The organism is Nocardia jiangxiensis NBRC 101359 (assembly GCF_000308615.1).
GTDB classification, from domain to species: Bacteria; Actinomycetota; Actinomycetes; order Mycobacteriales; family Mycobacteriaceae; genus Nocardia; species Nocardia jiangxiensis.
Genome location: NZ_BAGB01000027.1, coordinates 220,486 through 235,291, shown reverse-complemented (window position 1 = coordinate 235,291; position 14,806 = coordinate 220,486). Strand labels below are relative to the sequence as shown.

Annotated in this window: 15 protein-coding genes; 8 read left to right on the top strand and 7 right to left on the bottom strand. The window is 67.8% G+C overall.

What is annotated here, in order from left to right; genetic code table 11:
* The first annotated feature begins 61 nt into the window (after positions 1 to 61).
* The 5 genes from ON40_RS09525 to ON40_RS09505 all read left to right on the top strand — a co-directional run bounded on the left by ON40_RS09525 (position 62) and on the right by ON40_RS09505 (position 4,695).
* Complete coding sequence (locus ON40_RS09525; RefSeq protein WP_040820661.1) at positions 62 to 976, top strand: ACP S-malonyltransferase; 915 nt, start codon at positions 62 to 64, stop codon at positions 974 to 976.
* Positions 977 to 1,094: 118 nt separating this feature from the next.
* On the top strand, positions 1,095 to 1,400 hold the full coding sequence (gene acpM / locus ON40_RS09520) for a meromycolate extension acyl carrier protein AcpM (RefSeq protein WP_040820659.1): 306 nt from the start codon (positions 1,095 to 1,097) through the stop codon (positions 1,398 to 1,400).
* Positions 1,401 to 1,410: 10 nt separating this feature from the next.
* Positions 1,411 to 2,661 carry a KasA/KasB family beta-ketoacyl-ACP synthase gene (locus ON40_RS09515; RefSeq protein ID WP_040820657.1) on the top strand — a complete coding sequence of 417 codons (1,251 nt, stop codon included), beginning with the start codon at positions 1,411 to 1,413 and terminating at the stop codon, positions 2,659 to 2,661.
* A 158-nt stretch (positions 2,662 to 2,819) separates the two neighbouring features.
* On the top strand, positions 2,820 to 4,250 hold the full coding sequence (locus tag ON40_RS09510) for an acyl-CoA carboxylase subunit beta (RefSeq protein ID WP_040820655.1): 1,431 nt from the start codon (positions 2,820 to 2,822) through the stop codon (positions 4,248 to 4,250).
* Positions 4,251 to 4,347: 97 nt separating this feature from the next.
* Positions 4,348 to 4,695, top strand: a complete 348-nt coding sequence (locus ON40_RS09505; RefSeq protein ID WP_040820653.1) for a hypothetical protein — start codon at positions 4,348 to 4,350, stop codon at positions 4,693 to 4,695.
* 12 nt (positions 4,696 to 4,707) lie between these two features.
* Here ON40_RS09505 and ON40_RS09500 read toward each other — a convergent pair whose 3' ends face one another.
* From ON40_RS09500 to ON40_RS09480, 5 genes are all read right to left on the bottom strand, one after another.
* The gene (locus ON40_RS09500; protein ID WP_040820652.1) at positions 4,708 to 5,721 is read right to left on the bottom strand and encodes a GAF domain-containing protein; all 1,014 of its coding nucleotides are present in this window, start codon (positions 5,719 to 5,721) and stop codon (positions 4,708 to 4,710) included.
* 103 nt (positions 5,722 to 5,824) lie between these two features.
* Complete coding sequence (locus tag ON40_RS09495; protein WP_040820650.1) at positions 5,825 to 6,358, bottom strand: DUF3145 domain-containing protein; 534 nt, start codon at positions 6,356 to 6,358, stop codon at positions 5,825 to 5,827.
* A gap of 95 nt (positions 6,359 to 6,453) precedes the next feature.
* Positions 6,454 to 7,287, bottom strand: coding sequence for a serine hydrolase domain-containing protein (locus ON40_RS09490; RefSeq protein ID WP_040820648.1), 834 nt, complete (start codon positions 7,285 to 7,287; stop codon positions 6,454 to 6,456).
* Between the two features lie 38 nt (positions 7,288 to 7,325).
* The gene (locus tag ON40_RS09485; protein WP_040820830.1) at positions 7,326 to 7,898 is read right to left on the bottom strand and encodes a DinB family protein; all 573 of its coding nucleotides are present in this window, start codon (positions 7,896 to 7,898) and stop codon (positions 7,326 to 7,328) included.
* Between the two features lie 91 nt (positions 7,899 to 7,989).
* On the bottom strand, positions 7,990 to 9,045 hold the full coding sequence (locus ON40_RS09480) for a phosphotransferase family protein (RefSeq protein WP_040820646.1): 1,056 nt from the start codon (positions 9,043 to 9,045) through the stop codon (positions 7,990 to 7,992).
* A gap of 96 nt (positions 9,046 to 9,141) precedes the next feature.
* On the opposite strand from ON40_RS09480, the gene pabB reads away from it, so the two are divergent.
* Entirely contained in the window at positions 9,142 to 10,755 is a 1,614-nt protein-coding gene (gene pabB / locus ON40_RS09475; RefSeq protein ID WP_051192888.1) for an aminodeoxychorismate synthase component I, read from the top strand.
* Positions 10,756 to 10,761: 6 nt separating this feature from the next.
* On the opposite strand, the gene ON40_RS09470 is transcribed toward pabB, so the two are convergent.
* A complete protein-coding gene (locus ON40_RS09470; RefSeq protein ID WP_051192887.1) occupies positions 10,762 to 11,241 on the bottom strand; it encodes a hypothetical protein in 480 nt (159 codons plus the stop codon).
* Between the two features lie 89 nt (positions 11,242 to 11,330).
* Between ON40_RS09470 and ON40_RS09465 the strand changes: the two genes are divergently transcribed.
* Complete coding sequence (locus ON40_RS09465) at positions 11,331 to 12,959, top strand: TerD family protein (RefSeq protein WP_040820644.1); 1,629 nt, start codon at positions 11,331 to 11,333, stop codon at positions 12,957 to 12,959.
* A 10-nt stretch (positions 12,960 to 12,969) separates the two neighbouring features.
* On the opposite strand, the gene ON40_RS09460 is transcribed toward ON40_RS09465, so the two are convergent.
* The gene (locus ON40_RS09460) at positions 12,970 to 13,719 is read right to left on the bottom strand and encodes a hypothetical protein (RefSeq protein WP_063712969.1); all 750 of its coding nucleotides are present in this window, start codon (positions 13,717 to 13,719) and stop codon (positions 12,970 to 12,972) included.
* A gap of 378 nt (positions 13,720 to 14,097) precedes the next feature.
* On the opposite strand from ON40_RS09460, the gene ON40_RS09455 reads away from it, so the two are divergent.
* A complete protein-coding gene (locus tag ON40_RS09455) occupies positions 14,098 to 14,703 on the top strand; it encodes an acetate uptake transporter (RefSeq protein WP_040820642.1) in 606 nt (201 codons plus the stop codon).
* Positions 14,704 to 14,806: the final 103 nt, after the last annotated feature.

Below are 14,806 nucleotides of genomic sequence, written 5' to 3'. Positions count from 1 at the left end.
TCCGCAAACATCATTCGCGTCGACATCTCCACAACCCCCGAAAACGGTGTTGTCTAGAGAAGTGATCGCGTTGTTCGCCCCAGGACAGGGCTCTCAGACACCCGGCATGCTCGCGCCTTGGCTCGACCTCCCCGGCGCGCGTGACCATCTCGAACTCTGGTCCAAGGCCGCAGGCCTGGACCTGGTGCAGCTGGGCACCACCGCAACGGCGGAGGAGATCACCGATACGGCGGTCACCCAGCCGCTGGTGGTCGCCGCCGCGCTGCTCGCCTATGCGGAGATACCGCAGAATGCGCTGCCGCCCGCTACGATCGTCGCCGGACACTCGGTCGGCGAGCTCGCCGCCGCCGCTGTCGCCGGCGTCATCTCCCCCGATGACGCGGTGATGCTCGCCGCGATCCGCGGTGCGGAGATGGCCAAGGCGTGCGCGCTGGAGCCGACCGGTATGTCCGCTGTGCTCGGCGGCGACGAGGCCGCCGTGCTCGCCCGGCTCGCGGAACTGGATCTCGTTCCGGCCAACCGCAACGCGGTGGGTCAGATCGTGGCCGCGGGCCGGCTCGATGCACTGGCCGAACTGGCGGCGAACCCGCCGGAGAAGGCACGCGTGCGTGCCCTGCCCGTCGCCGGGGCGTTCCACACCGCGTTCATGGCTCCGGCCCAGGACGCGGTGGCGAAGGCCATCGCACAGATTTCCCCCGGCGAACCGACCCGGACCCTGCTGTCGAACTTCGACGGCAAGCCGGTCACTTCGGGTAAGGACGCCGTCGACAAGCTCGCGGCACAGGTGACCCGGCCCGTCCGGTGGGACCTGTGCACCGAAACCGTTCGCGCGGCAGGGGTTTCCGGGGTGGCAGAGTTGCCGCCCGCTGGAACCCTGGTCGGCATCGCCAAACGGGAGCTCAAGGGCACCCCGAATCTGGCGCTGAAGACCCCCGAGAACATCCCCGCGTTGTCCGACCTGTCGGCAACCGGCTAGCTTTTCTGCGGCTTGCAGTGATGCAACCGCAACCGGATGGATCGAAACGTTCGCCCAGCCGGTTCCGAAATAAGTAAACAGACCCCGTCGAAGAGAAGAACAAGAAGGGAGCCACGCAGTGGCCGCTCTGACCCAGGAACAGATCGTCGAAGAGCTCGGCAAGATCATCGAAGAGGTGACCGGTATCGAGCCCTCCGAGGTGACCATCGAGAAGTCCTTCGTCGACGACCTGGACATCGACTCGCTGTCGATGGTCGAGATCGCCGTGCAGACCGAGGACAAGTACGGCGTCAAGATCCCGGACGAGGATCTGGCGAGCCTGAAGACCGTCGGCGACGCCGTCGGTTACATCCAGAAGCTCGAGGCGGAGAACTCCGAGGCCGCTGCCGAGCTGAAGGCCAAGTTCGGCGCGGACTCCGAATAGGACCGATACCGTGACCACTCCTTCCACTCTGAACGGGAACTTCCCCAACGTCGTCGTAACAAGCCTGGCGGCGACCACGTCGATCGCGGGTGATGTCGATGCGACGTGGAAGGGACTCCTCAACGGCGAGAGCGGCATCGACGTTCTCGAGGATTCCTTCGTCGAGGAATACGACCTTCCGGTCCGCATCGGCGGTCACCTGAAGGTTCGGCCCGAGACCCTGCTCAGCCGGGTCGAGTGCCGTCGCATGGCGTACGTCGAGCAGCTCGCGACCGTTCTCGGTCGCGAGGTGTGGAAGAACGCCGGTACTCCGGAGGTCGACCCGGAGCGCCTGGGCGTCGCCATCGGCACTGGACTCGGCGGCGGCGACGCGCTGATCGATTCGGTCGACAAGCTCAAGAACGGTGGCTATCGCAAGATTTCGCCACTGGCAGTGCAGATGGTCATGCCGAACGGGCCGTCCGCCGTCGTGGGCCTGGAGTTGAAGGCCAGGGCGGGAGTGGTCACTCCGGTCTCCGCGTGCTCATCGGGTTCGGAAGCCATCGCGAACGCGTGGCGGATGATCGTCATGGGCGACGCCGACATAGTCGTCACCGGCGGCGTCGAGGGTTATATCGACGCCGTGCCGATCGCGGCATTCTCCATGATGCGCGCGATGAGCACCCGTAACGACAACCCGAAGGCGGCCTCGCGTCCCTTCGACTCGGCACGGGACGGTTTCGTCTTCGGTGAAGCCGGTGCGCTCATGGTCATCGAGACCGAGGAGCACGCCAAGGCGCGTGGAGCAACCATCCACGCACGGCTGATGGGCGCCGGAATCACTTCCGACGGTTTCCATCTGGTCGCCCCGGCCCCGGACGGGCAGGGCGCGGCACGCGCGATGACCCGGGCGATGCAGACCGCTGGTCTGAACAAGAAGGACATCACCCACGTCAACGCGCACGCGACCGCGACGCCGATCGGTGATACCGCCGAGGCGAACGCGATCAACCTGGCCGTGGGCAACCATGCCTCGGTCTACGCGCCCAAGTCCGCCCTGGGCCACTCGATCGGCGCCGTCGGCGCGCTCGAGTCGGTGCTCACCGTGCTCAGCATTCGCGACGGCATCGTGCCGCCGACGCTGAACCTGGACAACCAGGATCCGGAGATCGACCTCGATGTCGTGCACGGCGAGGCTCGTCGTCAGGACATCGAGTACGCGATCAACAACTCGTTCGGCTTCGGCGGTCACAACGTGGCGCTGGCCTTCGGCCGGTACTGAGTTCCGCCGTTCGACAACACAACGAATCCCCGTGTGGGCCTTCGGGATTGGTCGACCCCATTTCCGCCAGGCCGCACGGGGAATTCTCTCGACAGCCGATCAACTGCTGCACTCACAGCCGCGTCAGCGACTCACCATCGCATCGAGGAGAGAACGCGATGACCATCATGGCTCCCGCGCAGGCGGATACTGCCACCGATCCCCGGGATCCGCTGGGCCGGTTGCAACGGTTCTTCGACCCCGGCACGGTGCTGCCGCTGCATCCTCGTGACAAGTCCGGCGTGCTCGCCGCCACCGGCGAGGTCGACGGTGTGCGCACCGTCGCCTACTGCTCGGACGCCACGGTCATGGGCGGCGCGATGGGCATCGAGGGATGTAAGCACATCGTCGACGCGATCGACACCGCCATCGAGTCCGGACTGCCCGTCGTGGGCATCTGGCATTCCGGTGGCGCCCGCCTGGCCGAGGGCGTGGAGGCCCTGCACGCGGTCGGCCTGGTCTTCGAGGCCATGGTCCGCGCGTCCGGCCTGGTCCCCCAGATTTCGGTGGTGCTCGGCTTCGCAGCCGGTGGCGCCGCCTACGGTCCCGCGCTGACCGATGTGGTCATCATGGCCCCCGAGGGCCGGGTCTTCGTGACCGGTCCGGATGTCGTGCGCAGTGTGACCGGCGAGAACGTCGACATGGCCACGCTCGGCGGCCCGGATACGCACTACAAGAAGTCCGGTGTGTGCCACATCGCCGCCTACGACGAATCCGACGCCATGCACCGCGGCCGTCGTCTGGTCTCGATGTTCGCAGAGCAGGGCTCGTTCGATATGGTCGCCGCCGAACACGGCGATGTCGACCTGCGAGCGATGATGCCCGAATCGGCCAAGCGCGCCTACGACGTCAAGCCGATCGTGCATGAGCTGCTGGACAACATCAACGGCGAGTCGACGTTCGAGGAGTTCCAAGGCGGGTACGCCCGCAGCATGGTCACCGGCCTGGGTCGTCTGGCCGGACGCACCGTCGGTGTGCTGGCGAACAACCCGCTGCGCCTGGGCGGCTGCCTGGATTCCCAGAGTGCGGAGAAGGCAGCGCGTTTCGTGCGCCTGTGCAACTCGTTCGGCATCCCGCTGGTCGTGATCACCGACGTGCCCGGCTACCTGCCCGGTGTCGGCATGGAGTGGGAGGGTGTGGTGCGCCGCGGCGCGAAGCTGCTGCACGCCTTCGCCGAGGCGCGCGTTCCGCGCGTGACCCTGGTGACCCGCAAGATCTATGGCGGCGCGTACATCGCGATGAACGCGCGCTCGCTCGGTGCGACGGCGGTATTCGCCTGGCCGGGTTCGGAAGTCGCGGTCATGGGAGCCAAGGCCGCCGTCGGCATCCTGCACAAGAAGGCCATCGCCGCCGCGCCCGAGGAGGAGCGAGAAGCGCTGATCGAGCGGCTGACCGTCGAGCACGAGCAGATCGCCGGCGGTCTGGGCCGGGCGATGTCGATCGGGGTGGTCGACGAGGTCATCGATCCGGCCAAGACCCGCTCCACCATCGCCGCCGCGCTGGCCGCCGCGCCCGCCCGGCCGAGTCACCTCAAGAACATTCCGCTGTAGCCTGGCGAAGATATCTCTTCCACAACAAGGATTACGGGTGGTCTCCTCGGAGGCCACCCGTATTCCATTACTTCACAACAGAATCGAGGGGGACCGGATGGATGATCTGCACGAGCGGCTGATGGCAGCCCTGGACGAGTTGCACGAGTCCTATGCCGAGCAGACCGCGCTGCGAGCCGAACTGGCCGAGGCGCGCGCCGAGCAGAGCGCCCTGGCCGCCGAACTGCATTACACGCGAAGCGAATTGGATATCGCCTGGACCGATACCGCACAGTTGCACTCGGACTATCTACGCATCCAAGGCGACTACGTGCAGATGCAGTACGAGCAGATCGATATGCGGCACGATCTGATCGAGGTCGAACACCTGGTCACGGTGCGGCTCGCGGCTCAGGAGGAGGAGCTGCGATTGCTACGGGGGCGCGAGCTGCCGCCGGAGGGCTGATACTCGCCGCGGTCAGGGCTCGGTCGGGTCGGGGTCGTCGGAGTAGCCGGTGACGGTCAGCTCGACGAGCAGCAGCATGGGTGAGTCGGCGGTGGGGACCAGAGACCCGACGGCATCGACCACGGTCCAGCCGCCGCCGTTGCGGCGCAGACGAATTCCGTTGACCCGCCCGCTCGTCTCCTGTGCCCGGACGCCCCGGTCGACCTCGGCGAGAATGCGGGCGACGTCGTCGGGATGCGGGGTGTCGCGGTCGTCGACCACGCCCTTCCACTGGATGCCCGGGATCGGGTCGGTGACCCACCGGATCAGCCGGACCTTCTCCACGTCGGCGAGCACCAGGTATGAGCGTCCGGGGCGCTGACGGCCGAGTGCGGCGAAGGCCGCGGTGTCCACCGAAGCCGGTTCGGGCGCGAGGAATTCGGTGACGTCGTGCAACAGTCCGCGCCACCGCGTGAGTTCGGTTCCGGCGCCGTTGCGCAGGGCCAGGTGGTAGCGGCGTGGCGTACCGTCGACGCAGGCGGTGACATCGCCCGCCCAGCGCATCCCTTCGCGGGGATCGCGCGTCTGCATGATCAGTTCCATCGAGCCGTCGCACCGCCGCACGTGCCGGAATGCCTCCGGAACCGTCCACTGCGAACGCCCCTCGGGCAATGCCCATCCGAACGGGTTGTCCGCCAGCTGAATCGTTCGCCGCTGAGACGAATAGTCCAATGCGACAACGGAATACGGATCAGGCAAGTGATCCCGCGCGGCGGCACTACACACCTGCACCGCGTAGACCCGACCATCGGTACCGAATACCGGTGAGGCGCATACGATCTCGGTGTCCCATGCACCGCGCGAACGACGGGTCGGCTCCACCTCGACGGACTCCCCGCGACGCCATACCTGTTCGATCGTGCGCTGCACCGCGGGCCGCAGCACCCGTGCCACCGACCGCCAGGGCACGGGGCGCTCGTCGACCGCGAGTACGGTCCAATCCTCGTACTCCCCCAGTGTTTCGATCAGTACCCGCCCGCTGTCCACTCCACCCCTCCTCCTCGGTGCCGGAAACGACTCTGCCACACGGGCTCGCCGGGCTCCCCGGGAGCGTCGGCAGTGCGATATTCGGAGGCGGTGTGCGGTCCAGTCAGCCGACGTCGCGGCGCAGCCAGGTGACTTCCGCGCCCTCACTGCCGCTGCGGAAGGGCTCGAGGTCGTCGTCCCAGGCGGTACCGAGGGCTCGATCCATCTCGGCGGCGATCTCGGCGGGACCGTACCGGCCCCGCTCGCGCGCCAGACGCACGATCTCCCGCAGCCGCATCTCCCCGACCATCACATCGCCGTTGGCGCTCATCGCGCCGCACCACAGGCCCAGGCTGGGGACGAAACTGTAGCGTTCACCGTCGACGCCCTCACTGGGATCCTCGGTGACCTCGAAACGCAGAACCGGCCAGGCCCGCAACGCATTGGCAATCTTCGATCCGGTACCGACCGGACCCGCCCACTCGGTGGTTGCGCGCAGTTGTCCGGAGGCGGCGGGTTGTGCGGTCCACCGCAATTGCGCGGGCGATTTCAGGGTCGAGGAGAGCGTCCATTCGATGTGCGGGCACAGCGCGGCAGGCGACGCGTGGATATACACCACACCAGACGTCGCGTCCGCGAACTGACTCGTTCCGCGCACCAGTACACCTCCAGCCTCGACCTGGAACGTCTTCCCCAACGATCGGGTCGAGCTGGCGTGGCCTGAGTTTACTGGAGTGTCCGGAGTTACGTGTGTTACTTTGCCGACGTGTCGCGATCCGCCGCGATCTCGGTGAGTACCGAGTCGCTGAGCGGCGGCCAGGCCGTGCGAGCCCAGTCGCCGAAATTCTCGTCGCTCAGCGCCACGCACGCCAGCCCCTGCGCGGGATCCACCCACAGGAAGGTGCCGGATTGCCCGAAATGGCCGTAGGTGCGCGGTGAATTCGCACTTCCGGTCCAATGGGGAGTCTTGTTGTCGCGGATCTCGAATCCCAGCCCCCAATCGTTGGGGCGCTGCGAACCGTAGCCGGGCAGCACTCCGTTGCAGCCCGGAAATTGCACGGTGATGGCCTCATCGAGAGTTTCCGGAGAAAGCAAACTCGGATTGAGCAACTCACCGGCAAAAAGCAGTAGGTCGGCGGTCGTCGACCAGGCGCCGTGCCCGGCCGAGCCGTCCAGATCCGAGGATTTCATCCCGAGTGGCTCGAATACCGCCTCGTGCAGGTAATCCTCGAAAGCGATCCCGGTGTGATCGGCGACGAACTGCGCCAGCACTTCGAATCCGGAACTCGAGTAGATCCGCCGCGTCCCCGGCTCGGCCATGATCACCGTGGTGTCGAAGGCCAGGCCCGAGGTGTGCGCCAGTAGATGACGCACCGTCGATCCCGGTGGCCCGGCAGGCTGGTCCAGTTCGACCGCGCCCTCCTCCACCGCGACCAGAACCGCATAGGCGACAAGCGGTTTCGTCACCGAAGCCAACGCGAACGTGCGATCGAGGTCCCCCTCGGTCGCCACCACTCCCGCGGCCGTCGCCACCCCCGCAGCCGCATGCCCGACCGGCCATTCTCGAATCTGCTCCAACGCTCGCACGCACAGAGCTTATAAGGGGTGCGCGAACGCCTGATCGGTCAGGCGTGGATGTCGTGGAGGTGGTGCACGAGGTCGTGCAGGAAGTAGGTGGCCATGGAGTCGACGGTGAACAGGGAGCCGTTGCTGCGGCGGGCGGCGCGGGTGCGCTCGGACACGGGGACGGATTCGAAGGCGTGCGATACGGAGTCGGCCGCTTCGGTCAGTTCGGCGGCCACCGCGGCGGGGGTCTGGGTGAGGTACCGGTCGGCTTCGGCGGTGCGGTCCTGGTCCCAGTTCGCGAAAACGGGCAGCCCTTCGGAGATTCCGGTCTTCGCCTCGAAGGCGGTGATCGCGGGCGGGGTGGCGAGATTGCCCAGCGCGATGTCCAGGCGGTAGCGGAACATTCGGCAGACGTCGCGGACGTGGGCGGCGTATTCGATTGGGGCCCAGGTGGATTCGTCGGGGCGAACGGCGATGTCGGGGCGTTCGAGTGCGGCGGTGAAACGTGCGGCGGCGGCCCGGGTCAGGCCCGGCACCGCATCGTAGGCGGTGGCCGGGCCGTCGAAACCGCATTCTGGGCAGGACCTGTCCAGCACCCAGGTCCAGTCCTTGTCTTCGGCAGCGATCGGCATGCGCAGTAATTTATCCTGGCTGCAAATCATCTACCACAAATAAGCTGCCAAACCTCGTCGAGATTCGGCCGTAGCCGAGGAGGCGGGAGACTCACTCCACCAGCTGATTCGCCTTCTCGAACAGTTCCAGGGTGATCGCGTGCAGGAAGTCGCCGACCTGCTGGGGCGCCTTACCCGCGAAGGCGCGGGCGTGGGTGCCCTCGAGCACGATGCCGAGTTTGAAGCAGGCCAGCACCGTGTACCAGGTGATGTCGCTCAGATCGCGGCCGGAGAATTTCCCGTAGTGCGCGATCATCTCCTCGGCGGTGGGCAGCCCGCCGCGCTGGCCGAGCGCACCGAACAGCCCCGCGCCGGCGGTGCCGGGCTCGGGGCGGGTCGCGAGCTGCCAGCCCAGATCCAGCAGCGGATCGCCGATGGTGGACATCTCCCAGTCGACCAGCGCCGCCACCTGCGGGCCGTCGTAGCGGAACATGATGTTGGCCAGATGGCAGTCGCCGTGCAGAATGCCGGGCTCCCAGCGGGCGGGCCGGTTGCGCTCGAGCCATTCGCCGATCCGCTCGACATCGCCGATCTGCGGGCCCGGATAGCCTTCGTTGGCGCTGTAGGAGTCGAGTTCGGCGAGCCAGCGCGGCACCTGACGCTCCAGGAAACCCTCCGGCTTGCCGTAGTCCTCGAGACCAAGTTTCCGGTAGTCCAGCGCACCCAGTCGAGCGATCGCCTCCACCGCGGACAGGCCCATCTGCCTGCGAATCTCCGCATCACCGGCGTGCAGTTCGGGCAGTTCGGTCTGCGGATTGAAACCGATGATCGGCTGCATCAGATAGAACACCGCGCCCAGGACGGATTCGTCGGGGCAGGCCGCGATCACCTCGGGCGCGCGCACGCCCGTCCCGGCGAGCGCGCCCAGCAGCCGCGCCTCCCGGCGGATCACGTCATTGCTCTTGGCGCGCAGGTGTTTCGGACCGCGCCGCAGAACGTAGTCGCGACCCGCGCGGGTGAATCGCAGCATGATGTTCTGGGTGCCGCCGCCGAGCGCGGTCACGCCCTCGAACTGCCCGCCGGGCAGCCCCTGCTCTTCCATCCATTTTCCGACGACCGCGAAGTCGACGACATCACGGTCCACATCGGCCGGTTGCACCACAGACATGTCCCACATTGTGCACCAGAGGCCGCACAGAACTGAAGGCAGACGCCCTCAATAGGCCGTCCGAGCCGACCGATCCCGCGGACTACGGTGAAGCCCATGCGCACGACCCGCCCCGGGGTCCGACCGGGGCCCGCATCCGATCACACCGATGACACCCGGCCGCCGGCCGCACCGCACGAGCTCGGGCTCACGCCGACGGCAGGATCGGCGCACAGCACGTCGACGCCCAGCGGACCCGATCCGGAGCGGGCGAGCACCGAGGAAACGCCGATCGCGCTGACCGTGCTGTACGAGCGGATCGATCGCGCGGTGGATCCCGAGGCCGTGTTCCTGTCGCTGTATCGGGACTCGGAGACGGCGTTCTGGCTCGACAGCACGCATGCCGAACCCGGGTTGGACCGGTTCTCCTATCTGGGTGATGCGGCCGGGCCGCTGGCCGAGACGGTGCGGTACCGGGTCGATGCGGGCCAGGTGGAGATCGATCGGCGGGCGGGCCGCAGTACCGTATCGGGCACCGTATTCGATTATCTGACAACGCGATTGCGGCAGATCGAGATCGATTTCCCGGATGTGCCTTTCGATTTCGCCGGCGGCTACGTCGGCTATCTCGGCTACGAGATGAAGGCCGACTGCGGCGCGTCGGCCCGGCATCGCGCACCCGCGCCCGACGCGCAGTGGCTCTTCGCCGATCGCCTGATCGTGGTCGACCACGTTGCCGAACACACCTATCTCCTCACGCTCGCAGACGCGGATACCCTTGCCGCAGCGGCTCGTTGGCTGTCCTCGACCCGGGCTGCCCTGGCGGCGATGCCCGACCGGTCCACCCCGCCCCGACTCGAGCTCGCCGCCGACGAGGGGGCCGTTGAGTCCCGGCTCACCCGCGGCAGACAACGCTATCTGGCCGATATCGCCGAAATCCGCGCGCAACTGCAGGCGGGTGAGACGTACGAGGTCAACCTCACCGACAGCGCCTACGTCGAGCAGGACTGCGACGGGCTGGCCGTGTATCGGGCACTGCGACGCTCGAATCCGGCGCCGTACGCGGCATTCCTCCGTTTCGGTGAGCTCGAGGTCGCCTGCTCCTCGCCCGAGCGATTCCTCAAGGTGGACCGCACCCGCACGGTGGAGACCAAGCCGATCAAGGGCACCGCACCCCGCGGGCACACTCCCGAACAGGACGAAATCCTGCGCCGCGCACTGGAATCCGATCCCAAGACGCGCGCGGAGAACCTGATGATCGTCGATCTGCTGCGCAACGATCTGGGCCGGGTCTGCGAACTGGGCAGCGTGCGCGTCGCGGCGCTCATGCACACCGAGACGTACACCACGATGCATCAGCTGGTGACCACCATCCGCGGGCGTCTGCGCTCGAACGTGGACGCGGTCACCTGCCTGCGCGCCTGCTTTCCGGGCGGCTCGATGACCGGTGCGCCGAAACTGCGCACCATGGACATCATCGACGATCTGGAAACCGAAGCGCGCGGCGTCTATTCGGGCACCATCGGATTCCTGGGCCTGGGCGGCACGGCCGATCTGAACATCGTCATCCGCACCGCGGTCCGGTACGAGGGGCGCTGGCGGGTCGGCGCGGGCGGTGCGATCGTGCTGGATTCCGATCCCGAGCAGGAGTACCACGAGATGGTGCTCAAGGCGTCCGCGGCGCTGCGGGCGGTGTGTGCGGTCACCGAGGTCGCCGGGGCGCAGCCGTGAACCGGTCTATTTTCCTCGTCCACGACCGCGTCGGCGCGGATCGATCGGCTCCGACGGCGCGTTCTCGCGTCCGGTGAGACGTCCGATCATCGACACCCCCGGCAGCCGGGACAACCGGTTGTAGACCTCCTCGCCCATCGAGATCATCGCCTCGAGCCGCGGCAGCAGCCGGTCGTAGGCAGCGAACGCCGGATCGGCCAGCGCCAGGGTCCGGTCCAGGCGATCGATGGTCCGGTTGAGCCGATCGATCGCCATCGAGAGGTTCTCGATCAGATCCGGCAGCTGGGCGGCGAGCTGCACCGAGGCCGGTGGCAGCCGGACCGCGGTGTCGAAGGCCTGTCCGGCGGTCACCTGCGCGGCGTCCAGAGCCTGTCCGGCCGCCCGCTGGGCCGCCTCCGCCGCGGCCTGGGCGGCGGCGATCAACTCACCCGCGCCGGGCACGCGGGGCGTTCCGGGCTTGCGGGCGGGCTCCTTCTGATCGCTCATACATCCATCGTGCCGCATCGGGCGCCCGCCGCCCGCGCACGACAGACCCTACGGTCTGTGTCGGTGCCGCCTGGCATAGTTCCACGACGATGACCTTCACCGAGAACGGCGCGACGCCGATACCGACTTCGCTGCTGAGCGTGGAACTTTCGTGGCGCTCGGCCCATGCGTTGGACGCGCATGCGCTGTTGCTCGACGACGACGGCCTGGTCCGTACACCGCGCGACGCGGTGTTCTTCAACGCGCCCCGGCATCCCTCCCAGGCGGTGACGCTGGACCAGGAGCCCGAGCCCCGCTCGGCCCGCCTGTCGGTCTCGCTGCCCCGAACCGAGTCCACGGTCGTGCGGATCGTGCTGGGCGTCTCGTCGGAGGGGCCGCTGCACGAGGTGGCGGATCTGACGGTCACGGTCCGGGACGCCGCCGGGACGGTGGCCCGCCGCGACGTCCCGGCACCGCGGTCGCGCGAGGTGACAGCCCTGTCGATCGCGGAGTTCAGCCGAGACGAGGAGCACTGGTCCTTCCGCCCGTTCGACCGCTCCCGGGACGAATTGTCCCAGCTGTTCGAGGATTTCGGCATCGCGACGGATGTCGATGCGGTGCGGGGTCGAATTTCGCTGCGGCGAACAGGATTCGACCGGCTCGTCGATGAAAACCCCACGGTCGCACCGCCGCCGGATCCCCGACCGGACTGGCATCCGCAGGACACGATCTTGCGCTGGTGGGACGGCACGCAATGGTCCGACAGAACCGTCCCGCTACCTCCGGCCGATGCCCGGATCTGCCCGCACTGCGGACGACGACGTAGCTGGCGCGTCCTGGGCGCGCCCGCCCCCTGCCGGTCCTGCGCCGCCGAGATCGAGGAGTACCTCGACACCTGGCGGGCCCGCGCCTGGCGCGTCCTGACCGGTGACGGGCCGGGCGGCGTGGCGTGGGAGGAGCTGTGGACCGCCCTGCGCTACCGGCGGATCTCCGAGGACACCGGGCGCGCGGCGCTGCGCGGCCCCGGTCTGGCCTATGTCGAGCGGCTGGCCGCCTTCGCCGACGAGGAGATCACCGCGGCGGAGGTCGAGGAGTTCGACACCGCCCTGCGGGAGCTGGACCTGTCCGGCCCGCAGGTGGAGGAGTTGCGACGCCGCATGCACCGCGGCCGCACCCGCACCCGGTTTCGTGCCGGGGAACTGCCCGTCGTGCACGCGCGGGGGCTGCATCTGGATCCCGAGGAGCGCGTCCACCTGGACATCGAAGCGACCCGCATCCGGCAGTTGTCCCGCGGCGAGCGCGCCACCGCGGGTCGGCTGATCGGCACGAACAAGAAGCTGCGTTTCGTCGGGCCGGAGGCGGGAATCGAAATGCCCTGGTCCCGAATCGTTTCCGTCTCCATCGCCGAGGGCCTGGTCGCGCTCGCGGCGACCTCCGCACGCGGCGGAGCCGAATTCGACGTCGAGGACCCGGATCTGGTGGCCGCGATGCTGGAAGGCGCTCTGCGCGTGGCCAAACGACTCACCCTGGCCCCGGGGCGCCGGGACACCCGCGTGATCCCGCCGGAGATCAAAGCGCAGGTGTGGCATCGAGACGGCGGGGCGTGCATCGAATGCGGCGCCACGCACTATCTGGAGTTCGACCACGTCATCCCGCTGAGCCGGGGCGGGGCGACCAGTCCGGGAAATCTGCAGGTCCTGTGCCGGTCCTGTAATCGTGCCAAGGGCGCGCGCATCTGACTCGGCGGCGCTATCCGACCTTCGGCACCGGCAGGTGGATGCCCAGCACCGATCGGGTCAGCCCCGAGACCACATCGGCGGTCTGGTCGGCGGGACTGCCGTCGGTCTGCGCGGAAATGGTGAAGCCGGGCCCGAAGGACGCCGAACCCACCTGCTGCGGACCGTAATCCGACCAGCCCCACTTGTTTCCGATCACGCCGGGCAGCCGAGCGGTACCCCAGTTCTGCGCGGTGCCGTCGGCGGCGACCGGACTCGCCGTGGCCATCCAGGCCAGCACGGGTGAGCCGGGATCGGTGGTCATCTTGCGGTCCAGGAACTTCGTGATGTCGGCGGTGCTGGTGGAGGACTGCCCCCAGGTGGGACCGGAATGGGTGGCGGGCAGACCGTATTCGGCGGCCTCGGCGTCGACGGCGTTCGGGTACTTCGCCGCGCTGGCGTCCGCCGCCGAATCATCGGAGTAGCGGATCATTCGCTCCGTGAGCTGCCGATCCTGTGCGGAGCCGTCGCCGTGGCGCAGTGCGTAGTCGGCCATGTAGAGCTTCACCAGGGACAGCCCCGAGCGCGACTCGGTGTCGTTGGCGGTTCCCAATTGCAGGTTCAGGAAGTCCACGCGCAGCGAGATCGAGGTCCGCCCCGGAACGCCCGGCATATCCATACTGGTCGGCGTGGCGACCGGGGGTACGGGATCTGCCGCCGCATGCCCGGCGAACAGACACAACCCGGCCGCGAACATTCCCGCCACAACCGTTCGACAGCGCATGGTCAGCCTCCTCGATCCACACTTCGGTTCCGATCGGAAACACCCAGCGTCAACGACATCGCGGATGCGAAACGTTAGCCAGAGTAGCGCGGCCGGGCGGCCCAGAAGCATCGACACGACAGCAGCGTGTCCTGTGGTTCATTCGAACATCCCTGATTACCACCTGTTTTCGCGATCCGTCGTAATCCTCGGTCCGCCGGGTGTGTCCGAGCCTCGAGGCCGTACCTCATCGCTGCGAGCCCGCGCGTGTCGCGATTTCCGAAGCGGGCAAACCGGTCTCGTCGGGACCTGGGCGGAGTTACCCTGACAGGAGCGTTGCGCCGGGAGCGTTCGCGCCGGACGCGACGTCAGGCGAGCCACTCTCCCCGAGGATCAACCATGAGCGTCAACGAAGACCACACGGTTCAAACCACTCCCGCCATCGCCGATCCAGCACCGCTGGGTCTGGGCGCATTCGCACTCACCACATTCCTGTTATCGGCGGTCAACGCCGGGTGGGCGACCGCGTCCACCGGCGATGCCTGGGTCGGCTATGCCTTCGCCTACGGCGGGTTGTGCCAACTCCTGGCCGGGATGTGGGAATTCCGCAACCGCAACGTCTTCGGCGCGACGGCGTTCTCCACCTACGGCGGATTCTGGATCGGCCTGGGGCTGTGGTCCCAGCTGGTGGCCCCGCACGCCACGGGCGCGGGCGCCGCGCACGATCTGGGCTGGATCCTGTTGGCGTTCGCCATCTTCAACACATACATGCTGATCATGGCCGCCCAGGTGAATCTCGCGGTGTTCGCCGTGTTCCTCACCCTGGAGCTCACCGAAATCGTTTTGTTCGCAGGCAATTTCGCGGTCAGCGACACCACGGTGAAGGTCGGCGGCTACATCGGCGTGATCACCGCACTGTGCGCCTGGTACGCCTCGGCGGCGGGCGTGGCCAACGGCATCGGCGGCAAACTCCGACTCCCGGTAGGTGCGCCGCTGGTCGCGTGACCCCTGCCGGCGGGCTCCACGGAGCACCAGCGTCACACGATCGGCGACCGAAACCAGGCCGGGCCCGGCATCCACCGGGCCCGGCCTGTCGGCCGTCCGGACC

Bases quoted from the DNA above. Each gene is read 5' to 3' on its own strand.
- ON40_RS09510 (WP_040820655.1), top strand. From the start codon at position 2,820: ATGACCATCATGGCTCCCGCGCAGGCGGATACTGCCACCGATCCCCGG.
- ON40_RS09505 (WP_040820653.1), top strand. From the start codon at position 4,348: ATGGATGATCTGCACGAGCGGCTGATGGCAGCCCTGGACGAGTTGCAC.
- ON40_RS09485 (WP_040820830.1), bottom strand. From the start codon at position 7,898: ATGCCGATCGCTGCCGAAGACAAGGACTGGACCTGGGTGCTGGACAGG.
- ON40_RS09480 (WP_040820646.1), bottom strand. From the start codon at position 9,045: ATGTCTGTGGTGCAACCGGCCGATGTGGACCGTGATGTCGTCGACTTC.
- pabB (WP_051192888.1), top strand. From the start codon at position 9,142: ATGCGCACGACCCGCCCCGGGGTCCGACCGGGGCCCGCATCCGATCAC.
- ON40_RS09470 (WP_051192887.1), bottom strand. From the start codon at position 11,241: ATGAGCGATCAGAAGGAGCCCGCCCGCAAGCCCGGAACGCCCCGCGTG.
- ON40_RS09465 (WP_040820644.1), top strand. From the start codon at position 11,331: ATGACCTTCACCGAGAACGGCGCGACGCCGATACCGACTTCGCTGCTG.
- ON40_RS09460 (WP_063712969.1), bottom strand. From the start codon at position 13,719: ATGCGCTGTCGAACGGTTGTGGCGGGAATGTTCGCGGCCGGGTTGTGT.
- ON40_RS09455 (WP_040820642.1), top strand. From the start codon at position 14,098: ATGAGCGTCAACGAAGACCACACGGTTCAAACCACTCCCGCCATCGCC.